This window comes from Bacillus sp. 22-7 (assembly GCF_010628845.1).
Lineage (GTDB): Bacteria > Bacillota > Bacilli > Bacillales > Cytobacillaceae > Cytobacillus > Cytobacillus firmus_B.
The window spans coordinates 301,849-319,586 of the sequence record NZ_NJQY01000004.1; the positions used below are offsets into that span (position 1 = coordinate 301,849).

Sequence of the window (17,738 nt, forward strand, 5' to 3'; positions counted from 1 at the left end):
CCAAGGCGCTTGCGCTTTTCTTAATAACCTTCAAGAGAGGTGAGATGGCAATGCTGTCCTACACACTTAAACGTCTGTTTTCCCTAATTCCCGTTCTGCTGGGGCTTTCGCTGATCGTCTTTTTTATGATCCGGGCAATACCGGGTAATCCGGCACAGATTATTTTGGGACAATTGGCAACAAAAGAAGCAGTAGAGGAATTAACGAAGCAGCTGGGGCTGGATCAGCCTTGGTACCTTCAATATTTTACATATCTGGGCGGGCTTATTACGGGGGATCTTGGAGAATCACTCCGGACTAAAACGGAAATAAGCCAGGAAATTTGGCCGTATTTGGCTGCAACAATTGAACTTACATTCGTTGCCATGTTAATTGCTGTTTTTATCGGTGTGAATGCCGGAATCATCAGTGCCTGGTATCAGAATTCATGGTTTGATTATGTGGCAATGGTGCTGGCGCTTATTGGCGTTTCCATGCCAATCTTCTGGCTCGGCTTGATGGAGCAGTGGGCATTTGCCATTAAGCTGGACTGGCTGCCTACATCGGGAAGGGAAGAAGTAAGAAATCCGATTGAAGCCATAACGAACATATATATGATCGATACTCTCCTGCAGGGAAGAATCGATCAATTCTGGGATGTCATAAGACACCTGATTCTGCCGGCATTTGCCCTGGCGACCATCCCAATGGCGATCATTGCGAGAATTACCCGTTCTACGATGCTTGAGGTAATGAGATCTGATTTTGTCAGAACAGCGAGGGCCAAAGGCTTGAGAATGTTCTGGGTTGTTTATAAGCACTCATTAAAGAATGCCATCATTCCAGTTCTTACGATTATCGGTCTTCAAATGGGATTATTGCTGGGAGGCGCCATTTTAACAGAAACGATTTTCAGCTGGCCGGGAATCGGACGGTATATTTATGAGGCTATCAACTATCGTGATTATCCTGTTATCCAGTCAGGCATTCTTATCATTGCATTTATCTTTGTCATGATCAATCTGGTGGTGGACTTGCTGTATGCAGCAATTGATCCGCGGATTAAATATAATTAAGGAGGGGGAACAGACTTGGAACTTTCAACACAAAAAGACCTTCAGCCGCCTATTATGCCGGCTGAAGAAAAAGCGGTTTCCCCCTGGGTGGAAGCATGGAGGAGCTTTAGAAAAAACAAACTGGCTTTAATCGGCACGATCATTGTATTATTTTTCATCATTCTGGCAGTATTTGCACCGCTTATTGCACCGCAGGGGATTAATGAACAGATGCTCTCAAAAAGGCTTCAGGCTCCATCCAGCCAGCATTGGTTTGGAACAGATGACTTTGGCCGGGATATCTTTTCAAGGGTGGTTTACGGGGCAAGGATCTCATTATGGGTAGGTTTTCTGGCCGTAATCGGATCTATTGTAGTTGGATGCCTTTTGGGGGTAGTAGCAGGATATTATGGCAAATGGGTTGATACCATCATCTCCCGCGTTTTTGATATCATGCTTGCTTTCCCAAGCATATTGCTGGCTATTGCGATTGTGGCTGTGCTTGGCCCATCATTAAGAAATGCCCTGATTGCCATTGCGGTTATCAATATTCCCAACTTTGGCAGACTGATCCGTTCAAGGGTGCTGAGTGTCAAACAGGAGGAATATATTATGGCTGCAAAAGCGATTGGGATGAGCAACAGCCGTATTCTATTCAGGCATGTTCTGCCAAATAGTATGGCGCCAATAATTGTACAGGGAACACTTGCGATTGCAACAGCGATTATTGAATGTGCTGCCCTTGGATTCCTTGGCCTTGGTGCAGAAGCGCCAAATCCTGAATGGGGGAAAATGCTCTCTGATGCAAAGGCATATTTGATACAGGCTCCATGGACGATGATCTTCCCGGGACTTGCGATCATGCTTACAGTTCTCGGGTTTAATTTAATGGGTGATGGATTAAGGGATGCACTTGATCCGCGTATGAAGAATTAACAAAAAAGCAGCTGACATCAGCTGCTTTTTCCTATGAATGTAAGTTGTAAATAGACCACAGTCTACTCGGCATTCTCCGGTATGGTAACCTCATTTTCGTCCTTGTGATATGACTGAAAGCTGGATATAAGTTTATCCAGGTGCTCCACATGTTCATCGTAATCAACAATAGCTGATACAATCTGCATGATATGCGGCAGAATGGATTCTTCATCATGTTCATGTTCTTTTTGCTGAGCCAGGAAAAGATTCACCAGTTCCTTTCTGCTCAGGCTGAAGTCGCCTTCCTCAAATACTACATTCGGACGAACTTTCCCGATAAATTTTAGCATAACATGTTCATGATAATGGATAAGAATATCAAGCTGCTGCTGCACAGCATGCTGGAATTCTTCAGGCATTTGCTGCAGATCATTTTCAAATCGATGAAGCTTTTTTAATGTTTCCAGTGAGCGTTTTACAGTGGAAATCATTTGGCGGTAAATAACGAGTTTCCTGGATTTAACCAGATCGTTTCGTTTAAAATAATTTCTTTCCTCTTTATACATTAAGTACAGCTGTTCAAGCTTAACATTACTGTCTTTCATTTTATCTATATCGTTTTTCAGCAGTCTGTGTTCAGATGCATGGCGTATGGTAAGCCTGATCCATTTGGTAATTTCCTCTGTGTTATTGGATATTTTAAAATATAGTTTGTTTTCGTATTTAGGCGGAAGAAATACAAGGTTAACAATAAAAGCTGATAATACCCCGAGCATAATGGTTGAGAATCGAATAAGTGCAAATTGCAGAAAGGTATCACCCGGTGTCTCCATGATGACAATCAGGGTTACAAGTGACAGGCCAATTGTGTTCTCTATTTTTAGCTTAAGATTAATCGTGATAACAATAATAGCTGCCAGACCTATGATAAAGACATGGTTGCCGAATAAAAGCACAAAAATCACGGCAATTAATGCACCGATTGCGTTCCCCTGGATCTGTTCCACAATAGAAAGATAAGATCTGTAAATGGTCGGCTGAACGGCAAAAATAGCGGCAATTCCTGCAAAGATAGGAGCAGGAAGCTGAAAGAGTTCTGATAATAATAGAGCTAGAATGATTGCGATTCCCGTCTTAAGTATGCGGGCGCCAAGTTTCATACAATGTATGTCCTTTCTTTCTTAAAAATTGGGTTCATTGAAAAGCGATTTAACCGTAAAAGCAGTAATTATACCTACTTTAAACGATTTTGCTCATTGTTAAACAATAATGTACTATACAGGGATATGGAAAGAAGTTCAAGGGGCATTTTTATGAAATTATTATTAATAGTTAGTAAAAAAGTTAAGGGTGCCTTAAAGAAGACAAAAAGCCCCATCCGCAGAAACGGGTGGGGCTTGATTGTGCAGATAATCACTCTGTGGAAACAGACGGGTCTGCCTGTTCTTTGACCGGTATTACTTGAACAAAGTGGTCTTCCGGATGATTAAGAAGGGAAGCAAGCTGGGAAGCTTCTTCTGTCTGTCCCTGATCATTCAGCATGGCAATGTATTGGCCAAGCAGTTCTTTTACATCTTCCTTTCCTTTATCGGAAAGAGAAGTAACCGAAACTTTAGCTCCCTTGGCAATTCTGCGCTGGATGGCTTCTTTTGTTAAGCCCATTTCCGGCTGGTGTCTTAAGTAAACAACACCGCCTGTCATTCCTGCACAGATCCATGGACCGGCATCGCCAAGGACCAGGCCTCGGCCATTCGTCATATACTCAAAGGCAAACCCTTTAATATTGGCGTTTGAACCGATATTGCCGTATTCTTTTTCAGGCAGCGGCCTTTGCAGCTGGCCGCCGATAATCATATCCGCTCCGGATAATCTGATTCCGGCACGGGCGTCAGCATTTCCTTGAGCTACAAGCAAGCCTTCCTGTGCTCCATAGCCGAAGCCTTTACCAACAGAGCCATTATAGAACTTGCCATTTTTGCCTTTTGCTTTAAAGATTTTAATTTGTCCGCCGAAAGAAGTTTTTCCGATGCCATCCTGTGCGCCTCCGGCAACTTCGATGTTGATGCCGAAGCTGTTGTAAGCTCCAAGGCCATTGCCTGGGATGGAACCGCCTTTGTATTTCAAATCAACTTGCGGAAGAGTTTTGTAAGAACCGTCGAGTCTGTTTCTTACACGGTGGCAGGAAACCCGGCTTCCCAGTACACGCTGCTCGGAAGTGACGCTTTGGAATTCACGTGACTGATCCAGTTCTTCTACACTTGCATCGAGATACTCTGCTCCAACAGCTACCTGCAGCTGGGCTTCCTGCAGGGCTTCAGGTGCTTCCTGGGCAGAAAATTGGCCGATTTCAAGTGTCTTCAGCAGGTGAGTCAGGTCAAGCTGATCCTGTCCTTTAATCTGTACAAGCAAATCAGAACGTCCTACAGCATCCTGCAGATTTTTTATGCCAACAGAAGCTGCCAATGCTTTCAGTTCTTCGCCAAAAGCAGTAAACAGGTTCATGATGCCTTTAACAGCAAGATCGAATTGGCGTGGAACAAATCTTCTTAAGCCATGTTCCTTCGCCTGTGCCTCTGAATCTATTTGTGTTGCAATTCCAACATGGCAAGTATCAAGGTGGCAGCCGCGGCATGTCGTACAGCCGATAGCAAGCATGGAAAGTGTACCAAAGCCTACACGGTTAGCACCCAGCAGCATAACCTTCAATACGTCTGCAGCACTCTTGATGCCGCCATCAGCCCAAAGCTCCACATTATCGCGGATGCCTGCTTCGAGCAGGGCGTTGTGAGCTGCCTTTACACCAATCTCAACTGGAAGGCCAACATGCTGAAGGGCGTGAATTCTCGCTGCCCCTGTACCTCCGTCAAAACCGCTCAATGTGATGATATCAGCACCAGCTTTTGCAATCCCGACTGCAATGGTTCCGATATTCGGCACAACCGGCACCTTAACTGCAACCTTGGCTTTGTCATTGGCTGTCTTAAGTTCATGAATCATCTGTGCCAAATCTTCAATCGAGTAGATGTCATGATTGTTGGAAGGTGAAATCAAATCCGATCCAATTGTAGCATTACGTGCCTCTGCAATTTTTGCCGTAACCTTGGATCCAGGAAGGTGACCGCCTTCACCAGGCTTTGCACCCTGCCCAATTTTTATTTCCAGCAGGTTGGATGAATTCAGGAGCTCGGCATTAACACCAAAGCGTCCTGATGCTACCTGCTGACCGCGGGTCCTCGGATATTTTCCGAGCATATCCTTGATTTCTCCGCCTTCACCATTCAGGCTGACCATGTTCAGCCTGTCAGCACCTTCTGCATAGGCTCTAAAGGCCGTTTCATTCTGAGAGCCAAAGGACATGGAGGAGATAACAAATGGCAGGTCATGCTCGCCCACATGCAGGCTGATATCATCCGGCTTCAGATGAGAAGCCGTTTCCTTAAATCCGGTTAAATGGCGGATTGTTGTCGGGTTCTGGTCTTCCTGTTCAGTAATTTTTTCCTTGTAAACACTATAGTCACCAGTCGATGCCACTTCGCCGATCGCTTTCCAGATGCGCGGGAAAAGGCTGAACGTTTTTCCGATCCGTTCCTTTTCATTCTGGTAATCTTCCGCTCTGGCAAAAGCGTCTTCCTTTAAAACGCTGAAGCTGAATGAAAGTTCTTTAGATCCGAAGAAGTTGACGATATTCAGATATCCGGCTAATTCCTCATGAAGACCAATGGCAGAGAACAACCGGCCATAGCCTCTTAATTCATGAATCCCGATAGTGGAAATGACTTTTTCAAGTCCTTTAGTCAGAGCTGAATATAAATTCTTCAGCGGTGTATCAGATTCGCCTAGAACCGTCATAAACATATAGTAAGGGCTTATAATATCAGCGCCTAAACCGAATGCGGTAATGATATCATGAAGCGATCTGATTGAAGCAGACCGGAGCAGCAGGGAACATTCACGGCGCAATGCCTCTTTGACAAGAGCCTGATCGATCGCAGAGACGGCCAGGTGCGGGTCAATCCAGTAAGCGTCCTCCTGATGAGCATTGGCATCATCCAGTACAAGCAGGGTTTTGCCATTTTTGACCGCATCAACCGCTTCTGCTGCTAAACGGTCTAAAGCTTCTTTTACCGTTTCATCTTTCGTAAATGTGGAAGATAAATAAGATATCAGCTTTTGTTCCTGATAGAAGCCGGTTACTTGGTCATAGCTCGGCTGATTGAGTTCATCGGAACATTCAAAGCCTGCTTTGCCTTCTATTAAAATAGGAGTCTGCAATTCAATAACGGCCCCTTGCTCCTGTTTTTCAAATAAAGAAGGACGCTGGCCGATAATCGTACGAGTTGAGAAATGCTCCGTTTCCCGGTCACGGTCAATGGCAGGGTTTGTAACGACAGCAACACTTTCCTTAATAAAATCTGCGATGTTTTTCCGCTGAGGATTCAGTGCTGCTAAAGGTGAGTCGTGTCCAAGAGAACGGATTGGCTCCGCTCCTTTTTCTGCCATTTGCTCGACAAGCTGGACATGGTCTCTCTCCCAGCCGAATGCTTTATACTGCCCGTTATGAATTTTATCCGGGTAATTTACAGTAATGGTTTTTTCCAATTTTGGAGACTGCAGGCGGATCCTGAAATTTTCAGCGTTCACTCTCATTGAAAATCGGTTAAAAACTTCAGCCTGATAATGGCTGTGCTCGTAAACAGCCAGTGTATCACCATCCCATTTCAGCCCCACCTTTTCACCTGGTGACAGCGGCTTAGGCTCATTAACATATTCACTGGATGGGATGATTCCTGGTTCTGATGAGAACAGGTAGGAGCTCTCGGTTTCCAGCATCCACAGCGGGCGAAGGCCCAATGCATCGACACTGAACACTGCCTCATCGGCAAATCTGGAAATAATTCCTGCTGGTCCCTGGGCAAAATGTCCCCATGCTTCCCGGATATAGGCGTACATATCCTGAAGATGCTCAGGGTATGACTTGATTTCATTCACGATAGGAGGGAACATGACGTCCATTGCCTCAAAGAGAGAATAGCCGTCACGGCAAATAAACGTTTCAAGCGTTCTGCTCAGATCCTGTGAGTCACTGCCATCTTTTACTAGCGGAACGCCGACCATTTTGGCTTCATCTCTAAGCTTGGCAATGGTGTTGATTTCCCCGTTGTGTCCCAGCACGCTAAAAGGCTGCACGCGGAAAAAGCTTGATAATGTGTTAGTTGAATAGCGATTATGCCCAAGTGTCATTGTTGAAGCAACAAGGGGGCTTGCCAGATCGTGATAATATTTCGGAAGAATATCTCCGGCTCCCATAACTTTGTACACAGCATGATGCTGGCTAAGGGAGGCGACATGGACATGTTCGTCTTCTTCAAAATCAACGATTAATTCAAACAGCTTTTTGGAAAGCTCTGCACCATTCGATTCTGCTAAACAGGCAAACTGCCAGAATACTGGATTTTCCTGTATGGCAATCGGTCCTAAAGCTGAAGATTCGGTTACTTCGTCAGATGCATAAATAACCGTCAGACTTGCGTCAGCGAGTTTTTGCAGCAAGATCGTTTTCAGTAATTCAGTATCCTGCTTTCTGGACATAAATACATGGCCAACCACAAATCCATCTTTTTCTGCTGCGTTAGAATCGGCTCCCGCTTCCTTTAACTTTTCTTTCCACAGCTCTCTCGGGATATCAATATGGATCCCTACACCGTCCCCTTCTCCATTAATAAAACCGGCACGGTGATTCATCGTAACAAGCGCATTGATGCAGCTGAAAATATTTTCGCGGGTTGGGACTTTCTTTTTCTCCATGGCAGAAACGATGCCGCACGCATCATGCTCCTGGCGGTAAAACTCTTTAAAAAGTGAAGGACTCCATTGCTGTAATGTCATAAAATTCGGCTGAAAATAAGGCTGCGCCTTAAAGCCGTTCACCTCCTGAAAAATAGTAATCTATAAGTTTTTTTTGTTTACGGGTTTTAAATGAGGGTATTGCAAAGTTATCATTGATTTGAAAGGTAAATGCATGGAGCATTTATTGAATGAATAGTTGGATAATTCGGGATATGCTGCAGGACATAATGTTCTTTATGTCAGCGTAATCCGCTCTTACACAAAAGATTTCTCCCATCATATCATATGAATTTTCAGAAATCAATTATTTATACAAAAAGTTGGATATGGTTTGGAGGGGGAAATAGGCATTTGTATAAAAAAACTCCACTATTGTAAACGTTTTCATTGTTGGGAATAAAGAAAACGGAAGCATTTCTGCTCCCGTTGGTGTATAAAATAGTGAATATTTATTCGTCTTTTAATTGCTGAAATGCGTTTTGCACCGCATGAATGGTGGCTTGAATATCATCCTCTGTATGCGCGATTGTCATAAACCAGGCTTCATATTTCGAAGGAGCCAGGTTTATACCTTGATTGAGCATCAGCTTGAAGAACTTTGCAAACATTTCTCCATCTGTATTTTCCGCCTGCTCGTAATTCACCACTTTTTCTTCCGTAAAGTAGATTGTCAGGGCACCTTTTAATCGATTAATGGTAATGGGGATGTTATGTTCTTCAGCTGCCTCGCTTATCCCTTTTTCAAGCAGTTCTCCCAGTCTGTCCAGATATTCATAGACACCAGGCTGTTTTAAAACTTCGAGACAGGCAATTCCTGATAGAATCGACGCCGGATTTCCAGCCATAGTACCAGCTTGATAGGCTGGACCTAAAGGAGCTACTGTTTCCATAATCTCTTTCTTTCCGCCATAAGCACCGATTGGAAGGCCGCCGCCAATGATTTTCCCCATGGCTGTCAAGTCCGGTTTTACACCAAGCAGATCCTGAGCGCCGCCATACATAAAACGGAAAGCTGTGATGACTTCATCATAAATGACAAGCGCACCGGCTGCATGTGTTAATTTGTTAACCTGTTCCAGGAACCCCGGTTTTGGTTCAACAATTCCGAAGTTGCCGACAATCGGTTCCACCAGCACAGCAGCGATCTGGTCACCCCATTTTTCCAGCGCTTCTTTATATGGTTCGATTTCATTGAAAGGAACCGTGATCACTTCCTGGGCAATGCTCTTTGGAACTCCGGCAGAGTCAGGCGTTCCAAGTGTTGAAGGCCCTGAGCCTGCAGCAACCAGGACAAGATCGGAATGGCCGTGATAGCAGCCGGCAAACTTAATGATTTTGTCCCTTCCCGTATAGGCCCTCGCCACACGGATCGTTGTCATAACGGCTTCAGTACCTGAATTCACAAAACGGACTTTGTCCAAATTAGGCATTGCTTCCTTAAGCATCTCGGCGAATTTCACTTCATGTGGTGTCGGAGTTCCATATAATACTCCGCGCTCAGCAGCTGTTTTTATGGCTTCTGTAATATGCGGATGGGCATGCCCGGTAATGATGGGACCGTATGCAGCCAAGTAATCAATATATTGATTACCGTCTACATCCCAGAAATAAGCACCCTGTGCCCGTTCCATTGCGACCGGCGAGCCGCCGCCAACTGCTTTATAGGAGCGGGAAGGACTGTTTACCCCGCCGACAATATGTTCTAAAGCTTGTTTATGCAGCCGTTCAGAATTAGTAAATTGCATGTTAATCCTCCTGATAAAATCCATTTATATGTCCGTCATTATTTTAACATGTTTGGAAGGGGCCTCGTCCAATCCTAAGGGAAGGCGGATTATTCTGTATTTTAAAAATAGGATTTGAAGCAATCTAGTTGTGAAGAAGGCGCTGTTTGTCTAAACTATTTCATTAGGGCATTAATTGGCAGGAGGAGTAAAGATGAATGATGCAATAACAGTCCGGAACTTAAAAAAGGAGTTTAAAGCTTATTCCAGCCGCTCCGGATTAAAGGGTGCTTTCCGTGATTTGCTTACAAGGAATTATAAGATTGTGCCAGCGGTAAACAATATCAGCTTTAATGTAAAGCAGGGCGAGATGGTTGGCTATATAGGTGAAAATGGAGCCGGGAAGTCAACGACCATAAAAATGCTGACAGGGATCCTGACCCCGACAAGCGGTGAAGTGATCGTGAATGGAATGAACCCTCATAAAGACCGTGAAAAATTCGTCAGCACGATTGGAGTTGTCTTCGGCCAAAGATCCCAGCTTTGGTGGGATATTGCTGTTCAGGAATCCTTCAGGCTGCTAAAGAAGGTGTACAAAGTTTCCGATGAGCAATACGACAGCCATATGGCACATGTGATCAAAACCCTGGATATTGAACCTCTGCTCGATAAGCCGGTCCGGAAGCTTTCGCTCGGGCAAAGAATGAGGTGTGAACTGGCAGCAGCACTCATCCACAATCCGCCGCTCTTGTTCCTGGATGAGCCGACTATTGGGCTTGATGTGCTTGTTAAATTGAAGATCAGAGAGTTTTTAAAAGAAATCAATGAAAAATATAATACAACCATTCTGCTGACTACTCATGATCTGTCGGATATCGAGGCGCTGTGCGAACGCGTAGTGATGCTGGATGAGGGGAGCATCATTTATGATGGAGCCTTAAAAAGCCTGAAGGAAAAATGGGGAGAAGGGAAGGAAATAGAATTCCAGTTCCTTGAAGACGTGACCCTGAACGACTTAAAGCGAATAACGGCTTCATCGGAAGTGAAATGGGAAAAGGATGAGAAAGAAGCGATCTTTACAGCCTTTACAGAGGATAATGATGAACTGATTTCCCTGCTGATTGCCAAGGTGGTTGCGGATTTGAAAGTGAAAGACATCAATATTAAAGAAACTTCAACAGAGGAAATCATAAGAAATATTTATGACCGGGGGATGTCTTAATGAAAGAATTTACTTTTACCCGGGGGTGTTCCTGTGGATAAGTATATCGAAATGATTCGGATCCGTTTTTTGATGATGCTTGCCTACAGAACAAATTATTATACAGGTATTCTGATTTACAGCATTAATATTGGCGCTTACTATTTCTTGTGGAGTGCCATTTATGGAGAAAAAGATGCGATTGAGGGCATGTCTGTGGTCCAGATGTCGACATATGTGGCTGTAGCCTGGATGGCCAGAGCGTTTTACTTTAATAATATAGACCGGGAAATGGCTGCTGAAATTAAAGAAGGAAAAGTAGCGGTGGAGCTGATCCGCCCATATAATTATCTGGGTATGAAAACGATGCAGGGACTGGGGGAAGGAATATTCCGTCTCTTCTTTTTCTCCGTTCCGGGCATGGTTATCGTCTCGTTCATTTTTCCGCTCCAATTTTCTGCGGATTGGACGACCTGGATTTTCTTTGCGGTATCGATAGTATTAAGTTTTTTTATTAATACGCAAATTAATTTGCTGACAGGCATTACCACTTTCTTCTTATTTAATAACACAGGGCTTATCCGGGCAAAAAGAGTTGTGATTGATCTCTTTTCCGGCCTTCTGATTCCTATCAGCTTTTTTCCCTTATGGGCACAGGATGTACTGAAATTTCTGCCCTTTCAGGGTATCAGCTATGTGCCGAGCATGATTTTTACAAATAGTTTTTCGAATAATGAAGCCATCCAGGCGATTATTATGCAGGGGATCTGGGTTCTTATTCTGATCATACCCATTCAGGTTCTGTGGATCATAGCGAAAAAACAGCTCATTATTCAAGGAGGGTGACGCATGTTTTATATAGCCATTTTCTTTCAATATGTCGCCCAATATATGAAAACAAGAATGCAGTACCGCGCAGATTTATTTGTTGAGATCTTTTCAGATCTTCTATTTCAGGCAGTCAATTTAATTTTTATCCTAGTCGTCTTTGGCCATACTAATTTTCTTGGCGGCTGGACGAGGGATGAAATCATCTTTATTTACGGTTTTTTCCTTGTGCCATATGCGCTGTTTTCATCGTTCTTTAATATTTGGGATTTTAATGAGCGATATATAGTAAAAGGTGAACTCGACAGGATTTTAACCAGGCCGATCCATAGTTTGTTTCAAATCGTATTGGAACGGATGGAGCTTGAATCCTTGTTTGGGGCCGTAACAGGCATTGCTGTTATGATCTACGCTGGAAACAGCCTTGGTTTAGGGATTACCTGGACTGACCCGTTCTTGTTTTTCTTATTTGTGATAGGCGGAATGCTTGTGTATGGAGGCATCTTTGTACTGATTGCCTGTATCAGCTTTTGGGCAGATGCCAGAACCTCTATCATGCCGATGATGTATAACATCGGGAATTATGGAAGGTATCCGGTTGATATTTACAATAGTGTTATACGCTTTGTCCTCACCTGGGTTCTTCCGTTTGCCTTTGTCGGTGTATATCCGGCTTCCTACTTTCTGGGGAAAGAAGAATGGTTTTTATACTCCTTTTTAACACCTGTAATCGGAATCGTATTTTTCGGCATCTCGATCCTGACCTGGAATTCAGGTGTTAAGCGATATCGGGGAGCGGGCAATTAGAACTGGGATAAAATCCCGGTTTTTTTAAAGTGATAAGAAAGTATTTAATTTTTGAACGTCGATAACTGTCTAGCTCCAGCGCCTACCCCCTCGAGGTCACAAGCCAATCCTTCCAAAAAAGGCAAAGAACGCCTTTCCGGAAGGCTCGTCTTGTGCTTGTCGGGGGTGAGCAAGGCGCTTGAGCTTTTCTTAATTGGGCGAACCCGTCCCAAAGCAGAAATAGTTTCCGAGACAGGCTGTCATATGGGAAAGGCCATAAGCGTATAAATGAATTGGAAGGCATTTCGAAATGAGGTGCAGTATGGCTTTTTATTTATCGCTGATTTTAATCGTGCTGTGCATGATCATGAGTCTGCAGACTCTTTTTTCATCCGCCAAGATTAAGGGAAGATGGGTGTCTGCTGAGAATTTCCTTTATCTCATAAGTTTATATGCAACGATTCTGATTGGGTTTGGGCTGATATATATTTGGCTTGATTTACATGGGCTGGTGGTTTTGATGGACGGCACTGAGTATATGGAAACCGGTTTCCTCGAGAGGCTGGAGACGGGTTTTTATTTTAGTGCGGTAACCCTTTTTTCTGTTGGGTATGGAGATGTCAGTCCTGTTGGAATAGGCAGGCTTATTGCCGTATTGGAAGCGTTAATCGGGTATGTGATCCCGGCCGCATTCGTAGCCAGGGTAGTATTTGATGCAGGTGACCGTGCTTTATAATGATATCGGTTGTTTTTGCCGGAAAAGTTGGATAGGCTTAGAGTAAGAAACTATTCAACAGGAGGAATGAAGATGGCGATTGAAATCGGTAAAACGGCTCCAGATTTTAAGCTTGAGGCAAGCAATGGTGAAAGAGTGAAATTATCAGATTACCGCGGGAAAAATGTTGTTCTGTATTTTTACCCGAAAGATATGACACCTGGCTGCACAACGCAGGCATGTGATTTCAGGGACCAGCATCAGAATTTTGCAGATGTGAACGCAGTCGTTTTAGGAGTAAGTCCTGATCCGCTCAGCAGACATGAGAAGTTTATTGAAAAGCATGGATTGCCTTTCCTGCTGCTTGCAGATGAAGACCATAAAGCGGCAGAGGTGTACGGTGTGTGGAAGTTGAAAAAGAACTTCGGGAAAGAATATATGGGGATTGAGCGTTCAACCTTTATAATTGACCAGGAAGGCAAGCTCGTGAAAGAATGGCGCAAGGTAAAGGTTAAGGATCATGTCGAGGAAGCACTGGAGTATATTAAGGAGAATTTGACTCAGGCTTAAATGGGTAGCCTATTTTTTATCGGAACAAGGCTTTTGTCCATTCCGAAGAACAAGTTTTGCATATCATTTTATTAGGGCATACCTCCTCAGATACTTTTTCGAAACGGACCTGAACAGGTTCGTTTTTTTTTAAATATTTTTACCCTTCAGTGATGAGTGGTATGATGAATAAAACTACGTTGGAGTGGAGTTTATGAAAATTGTGTCTTCCATTTTGCCTCCCGAAGAGCTGCGCGAGGAAGTAATTCGGGATTTCCCTGAGGGAGATTTCCTGTTTTTCGACGGAATAGAAGCTGCAGGGGAATCCTTTTATAATGCTGAAGTATTTATTACCTATGGAGAAGATCTGACAGAAGAACATATTCATAAAGCAACAAAATTAATGTGGATTATGGTGATGTCAGCGGGAATGGATGAAATGCCTTTGAAAGCCTGTAAGGAGAAAGGCATCTTAATTACAAATGCAAGAGGAATCCATAAAATCCCTATGGCTGAATTTGCACTTGGAACTATGTTAGGGCATGTTAAACAAAGAGCATTGCTGGCTGAAAATGAAAAGGCAGAAGACTGGAATCGTAATCTGCCGATGGAAGAGCTGCATGGAAAAACCTTATTAATTATCGGTGTAGGGGCAATAGGGGGAGAGATTGCTAGACTTGCCAAATGCTTCGGCATGAAAGTGGCTGGAGTGAATAGGAGCGGAAGGGAAAATATGTGGACAGATCGTATTTTTCCACTCAGCAGGCTAACCGGGATCCTTCCTGAAGCTGATTTTATCGTTTCTGTCCTTCCAAGCACACCAGAAACTAAATATCTGTTAAAAGAAAAGCATTTCGCTGCTACGAAGAATTCTGCAGTGTTTATGAATATAGGAAGAGGTGATCTTGTCGAGGAAAAGGTGCTTCTGTCTGCACTCGAAAAACACCAGATTTCACATGCGTACCTGGATGTTTTTGAAAACGAGCCCCTGCCTGAAGGCCATTCTTTCTGGAGTATGGAAAATGTAACGGTCACACCTCACCTGTCAAGCCGAACAAAAAACTATTTACCAAGATCTTTTGAAATTTTTAGGCATAACCTTCATACATATATAAAAAATAACAAAGATTATATGAATGTCATCGATTTTGAAAGAGGGTATTGAAATGAGGATTTATACCAAAACGGGAGATAAGGGGACAACATCACTAATATATGGGCAAAGAGTCAGTAAGAATGACATTCGCGTAGAGGCATACGGTTCATGTGATGAGGCGAATTCCATGATTGGATTGGCTTTAAGCCATTTAAGAAGCGAGTATTTCAGCGGTAAAGAAAAAGCGGAGCAGGTTTTCCATAAAGTGCAGACTGACTTGTTCCATGCAGGAGCAGAGCTGGCAACGCCCGCAGGAAAAGAAGTTAAATGGACGATAAAGGAAGAGGATATCACCTTCATGGAAACGCAAATTGATGAGTGGGAAGCTGATCTAACTGTGCTTAATAACTTTATTTTGCCTGGCGGCCATCCTTCAGGAGCGGCATTCCATGTAGCGAGAACCGTTGTGAGAAGAGCGGAAAGATGTGCGGTGTCACTCAGTGATGAAGTGAATCCGCTCGTTTTAACCTATCTGAACCGGCTGTCTGATCTGCTGTTTGTTGCTGCGCGATTTGTGAATCACCATTTGGGCACTGGTGAGCAGCCGCTGCATGATGAAAAGAGCTGATTCCCTCTATTAAGGTGTTTGTAATATTGACAAATGTGGTAAAAAATTAGTACACTATTTATAAAGATTATAAAGTAAGAATATTTGTTGGAAAAGAGGTGCATGGCGGTGGCGCATATGGAATTAAAAGAGGCGCTGGATACTTTAAAAGACACTGGAGTACGTATCACTCCGCAGCGTCATGCGATACTTGAATATTTAATAAACTCCATGTCACACCCGACTGCTGACGATATATACAAAGCATTAGAGGGAAAATTTCCAAATATGAGTGTGGCAACAGTTTACAATAATTTACGAGTATTCCGTGAGGTTGGCCTGGTAAAGGAACTGACATATGGTGACGCATCTAGCCGCTTCGATTTTGTTACCACTCATCATTATCATGTCATTTGTGAAAGCTGCGGCAAGATCGTAGACTTCCACTATCCTGGCCTGGATGAAGTAGAGCACCTTGCTTCGCATGTTACAGGTTTTAAAATCAGCCATCATAGAATGGAGATTTACGGAACATGTCCGGATTGTGCAAGTAAAGAAGCTCACTAATAAATTTTTAAAGCTGCCGGCGCTGTGCTGTCAGCTTTTTATTTTTATCCAATAAAAAACCGGCTGTTAGAGAGCCGGTCATTTTAGAACTTGAATATGGAAGCAAGAGATAAATCAGCTCTGCTTCGTATTTTTTTTGTTGTATTTTTCATCAAATTCAGCGCCCTCGAGATTTGGATCAAGCGTCAAAGGTTCATTGCAGTACATGCACATATCAACGCGGCCAAGCATCTTTGTGTGTTTTCCGCAATTCGGGCAAACCACCTGCACGGTTTTTGTTGAAAGCATGCCGATCCAAAAATAAACACCGGTGCTGGCAAGAATGCAGAGCATTCCGAGAAGCATAAATATTGTCATGAGAAGAGCGGAATTCCTGAAGAATATTCCGAGATACATAACAATAAATCCGATGAAAATTAAACTAAGGGCAAATGTACGAATCTTATTGATTTTATTTGAGTACTTAGCCATACTGCTCCCTCCTAAAAACTAACTATACCATACTCCTTTTACTGAAATAAATATTAATATAGAATGGTGTCGAAAAATGTCTCACCTTTAAGAAGGATTTCATTTATAATTGTCGAAGATATACGCTATCAATAAAATGGAGGAATTATGATGGAAGATATTCTCCGTCCTATATACCAGGAACGGGCAAGCCAGACAAACACTCTAGGCGTGATTATGACCGAAAAAATGGAAAAGGCTATTCCTGCTACTGATACATTTGATGCTGTACTGCTGATCCTTGTTGAGGAAGCAGATGAACCTGTGTTTGTTAAACATTACACATATAAAGATAAAAAAGCGGCTCTGCATATCGTGACCGATAAGCAGCTTCGCGAATGGATCCTGCTCGGGTCGAACCGGAAAATCTTTGATTGGCTCTATAGTGGAAAAGTTTTATTTGATCGAAATGAATATATTCATAACCTGAAGGTGGAATTAAGAGAGTTTCCATTCTATGGACGAAAATTAAAAATGGGGCTTGAGTTTGCCAAGCTGATCAGACGATATATGGATGGCAAAGCCTTCTTTGAAAATCGGCATTATTTTGATGCCTATAACCATATTGTCCATTCCCTTCATCATCTGGCCAGGCTTGCTGTTATCGAAAATGGATTCCATCCGGAAGTAACTGTATGGAATCAGGTAAAGCAAATTGAGCCTGAAATCATGAAGCTGTATGAAGAATTGGTGAATAGCCAGGAGCCGCTTGAAAAAAGGCTGGAGCTGCTGTTCCTTGCAAGTGAATTTTTAATCCATTCAAGAACCAAGCAAGGAATAAGTCATCTTGCCGATGTGCTTGCTGAGAAAGAAGAATGGTCCATCCATGATATTATGAACCATGATGAACTTCATCTGTATGCGGTTGACTTAAGCATGCTTCTGGAGTATTTGATTGATAAGCATTTCATAGATGTAGTGAATATAGAAACAAAAGGTCAAGGAATTTATCACAGGTATTACAAACTCAAAAAAAAATTATCGTAAAAAAACTTTAAAAGCTATTGACCTTTATTTAAATCCTTGTTATATTTATATCCGTCGCTGCGATATGAACGAAAAACACTTTCACAGACGACGGATAACTTATAAAAAAAGTGTTGACAGATAAAATCAACACATGTTATATTAATAAAGTCGCTTCTGAGCGATTAGGTAAAATATAACAAGCGAAATTGATCTTTGAAAACTGAACGAACAAAACGTCAACGTTTAAATCATTAGTCTTTTTCGAAAAGACAAACGAGCTTAATCAACTCTTATATGGAGAGTTTGATCCTGGCTCAGGACGAACGCTGGCGGCGTGCCTAATACATGCAAGTCGAGCGGACGGATGGGAGCTTGCTCCCTGAAGTC

General features: G+C 43.0%; 15 protein-coding genes and 1 rRNA gene. 12 read left to right on the forward strand and 4 right to left on the reverse strand.

Annotation, left to right across the window (positions count from 1 at the left end; translation table 11 throughout):
- Nucleotides 1–50: 50 nt before the first annotated feature.
- Together CE058_RS03415 and nikC are read left to right on the forward strand one after the other, a co-directional pair.
- Entirely contained in the window at nucleotides 51–1,055 is a 1,005-nt protein-coding gene (locus CE058_RS03415; RefSeq protein ID WP_048010462.1) for an ABC transporter permease, read from the forward strand.
- Nucleotides 1,056–1,109: 54 nt separating this feature from the next.
- The gene (gene nikC / locus CE058_RS03420; protein ID WP_048010463.1) at nucleotides 1,110–1,970 is read left to right on the forward strand and encodes a nickel transporter permease; all 861 of its coding nucleotides are present in this window, start codon (nucleotides 1,110–1,112) and stop codon (nucleotides 1,968–1,970) included.
- A 62-nt stretch (nucleotides 1,971–2,032) separates the two neighbouring features.
- Here nikC and CE058_RS03425 read toward each other — a convergent pair whose 3' ends face one another.
- The 3 genes from CE058_RS03425 to CE058_RS03435 form a co-directional block, all read right to left on the reverse strand.
- Nucleotides 2,033–3,112, reverse strand: a complete 1,080-nt coding sequence (locus CE058_RS03425) for an FUSC family protein (RefSeq protein ID WP_048010451.1) — start codon at nucleotides 3,110–3,112, stop codon at nucleotides 2,033–2,035.
- Nucleotides 3,113–3,365: 253 nt separating this feature from the next.
- Nucleotides 3,366–7,838, reverse strand: coding sequence for a glutamate synthase-related protein (locus CE058_RS03430; protein WP_048010452.1), 4,473 nt, complete (start codon nucleotides 7,836–7,838; stop codon nucleotides 3,366–3,368).
- A 410-nt stretch (nucleotides 7,839–8,248) separates the two neighbouring features.
- A complete protein-coding gene (locus CE058_RS03435; RefSeq protein WP_048010453.1) occupies nucleotides 8,249–9,544 on the reverse strand; it encodes a glutamate-1-semialdehyde 2,1-aminomutase in 1,296 nt (431 codons plus the stop codon).
- Between the two features lie 193 nt (nucleotides 9,545–9,737).
- Between CE058_RS03435 and CE058_RS03440 the strand changes: the two genes are divergently transcribed.
- The 8 genes from CE058_RS03440 (at nucleotide 9,738) to perR (ending at nucleotide 15,872) form a co-directional block, all read left to right on the forward strand.
- The gene (locus CE058_RS03440; RefSeq protein ID WP_048010454.1) at nucleotides 9,738–10,745 is read left to right on the forward strand and encodes an ABC transporter ATP-binding protein; all 1,008 of its coding nucleotides are present in this window, start codon (nucleotides 9,738–9,740) and stop codon (nucleotides 10,743–10,745) included.
- Between the two features lie 33 nt (nucleotides 10,746–10,778).
- Complete coding sequence (locus CE058_RS03445) at nucleotides 10,779–11,570, forward strand: ABC transporter permease (RefSeq protein ID WP_048010455.1); 792 nt, start codon at nucleotides 10,779–10,781, stop codon at nucleotides 11,568–11,570.
- A gap of 3 nt (nucleotides 11,571–11,573) precedes the next feature.
- Nucleotides 11,574–12,359 carry an ABC transporter permease gene (locus CE058_RS03450; protein WP_048010456.1) on the forward strand — a complete coding sequence of 262 codons (786 nt, stop codon included), beginning with the start codon at nucleotides 11,574–11,576 and terminating at the stop codon, nucleotides 12,357–12,359.
- 301 nt (nucleotides 12,360–12,660) lie between these two features.
- Complete coding sequence (locus CE058_RS03455) at nucleotides 12,661–13,074, forward strand: potassium channel family protein (protein WP_035333128.1); 414 nt, start codon at nucleotides 12,661–12,663, stop codon at nucleotides 13,072–13,074.
- A 72-nt stretch (nucleotides 13,075–13,146) separates the two neighbouring features.
- On the forward strand, nucleotides 13,147–13,623 hold the full coding sequence (gene bcp, locus CE058_RS03460) for a thioredoxin-dependent thiol peroxidase (protein WP_048010457.1): 477 nt from the start codon (nucleotides 13,147–13,149) through the stop codon (nucleotides 13,621–13,623).
- Between the two features lie 193 nt (nucleotides 13,624–13,816).
- Nucleotides 13,817–14,767 carry a D-2-hydroxyacid dehydrogenase gene (locus CE058_RS03465; protein WP_048010458.1) on the forward strand — a complete coding sequence of 317 codons (951 nt, stop codon included), beginning with the start codon at nucleotides 13,817–13,819 and terminating at the stop codon, nucleotides 14,765–14,767.
- A 1-nt stretch (nucleotide 14,768) separates the two neighbouring features.
- Nucleotides 14,769–15,326, forward strand: coding sequence for a cob(I)yrinic acid a,c-diamide adenosyltransferase (locus tag CE058_RS03470; RefSeq protein WP_048010459.1), 558 nt, complete (start codon nucleotides 14,769–14,771; stop codon nucleotides 15,324–15,326).
- 108 nt (nucleotides 15,327–15,434) lie between these two features.
- Nucleotides 15,435–15,872 (forward strand): peroxide-responsive transcriptional repressor PerR, encoded by a 438-nt coding sequence (gene perR, locus CE058_RS03475; RefSeq protein WP_162272000.1) that lies wholly within the window; start codon nucleotides 15,435–15,437, stop codon nucleotides 15,870–15,872.
- A 114-nt stretch (nucleotides 15,873–15,986) separates the two neighbouring features.
- Here perR and CE058_RS03480 read toward each other — a convergent pair whose 3' ends face one another.
- The gene (locus CE058_RS03480; RefSeq protein WP_048010460.1) at nucleotides 15,987–16,343 is read right to left on the reverse strand and encodes a YgzB family protein; all 357 of its coding nucleotides are present in this window, start codon (nucleotides 16,341–16,343) and stop codon (nucleotides 15,987–15,989) included.
- 150 nt (nucleotides 16,344–16,493) lie between these two features.
- On the opposite strand from CE058_RS03480, the gene CE058_RS03485 reads away from it, so the two are divergent.
- The gene (locus tag CE058_RS03485; RefSeq protein ID WP_048010461.1) at nucleotides 16,494–17,369 is read left to right on the forward strand and encodes a nucleotidyltransferase-like protein; all 876 of its coding nucleotides are present in this window, start codon (nucleotides 16,494–16,496) and stop codon (nucleotides 17,367–17,369) included.
- 273 nt (nucleotides 17,370–17,642) lie between these two features.
- Nucleotides 17,643–17,738: ribosomal RNA gene (locus CE058_RS03490) — 16S ribosomal RNA — on the forward strand; the annotation flags it as partial.

What these genes read in the sequence shown, in the direction of transcription:
- CE058_RS03415 (WP_048010462.1), top strand. Translation starts at nt 51, where the DNA reads ATGCTGTCCTACACACTTAAACGTCTGTTTTCCCTAATTCCCGTTCTG.
- nikC (WP_048010463.1), top strand. Translation starts at nt 1,110, where the DNA reads ATGCCGGCTGAAGAAAAAGCGGTTTCCCCCTGGGTGGAAGCATGGAGG.
- CE058_RS03425 (WP_048010451.1), bottom strand. Translation starts at nt 3,112, where the DNA reads ATGAAACTTGGCGCCCGCATACTTAAGACGGGAATCGCAATCATTCTA.
- CE058_RS03430 (WP_048010452.1), bottom strand. Translation starts at nt 7,838, where the DNA reads ATGACATTACAGCAATGGAGTCCTTCACTTTTTAAAGAGTTTTACCGC.
- CE058_RS03435 (WP_048010453.1), bottom strand. Translation starts at nt 9,544, where the DNA reads ATGCAATTTACTAATTCTGAACGGCTGCATAAACAAGCTTTAGAACAT.
- CE058_RS03440 (WP_048010454.1), top strand. Translation starts at nt 9,738, where the DNA reads ATGAATGATGCAATAACAGTCCGGAACTTAAAAAAGGAGTTTAAAGCT.
- CE058_RS03450 (WP_048010456.1), top strand. Translation starts at nt 11,574, where the DNA reads ATGTTTTATATAGCCATTTTCTTTCAATATGTCGCCCAATATATGAAA.
- CE058_RS03455 (WP_035333128.1), top strand. Translation starts at nt 12,661, where the DNA reads ATGGCTTTTTATTTATCGCTGATTTTAATCGTGCTGTGCATGATCATG.
- bcp (WP_048010457.1), top strand. Translation starts at nt 13,147, where the DNA reads ATGGCGATTGAAATCGGTAAAACGGCTCCAGATTTTAAGCTTGAGGCA.
- CE058_RS03465 (WP_048010458.1), top strand. Translation starts at nt 13,817, where the DNA reads ATGAAAATTGTGTCTTCCATTTTGCCTCCCGAAGAGCTGCGCGAGGAA.
- CE058_RS03470 (WP_048010459.1), top strand. Translation starts at nt 14,769, where the DNA reads ATGAGGATTTATACCAAAACGGGAGATAAGGGGACAACATCACTAATA.
- CE058_RS03480 (WP_048010460.1), bottom strand. Translation starts at nt 16,343, where the DNA reads ATGGCTAAGTACTCAAATAAAATCAATAAGATTCGTACATTTGCCCTT.
- CE058_RS03485 (WP_048010461.1), top strand. Translation starts at nt 16,494, where the DNA reads ATGGAAGATATTCTCCGTCCTATATACCAGGAACGGGCAAGCCAGACA.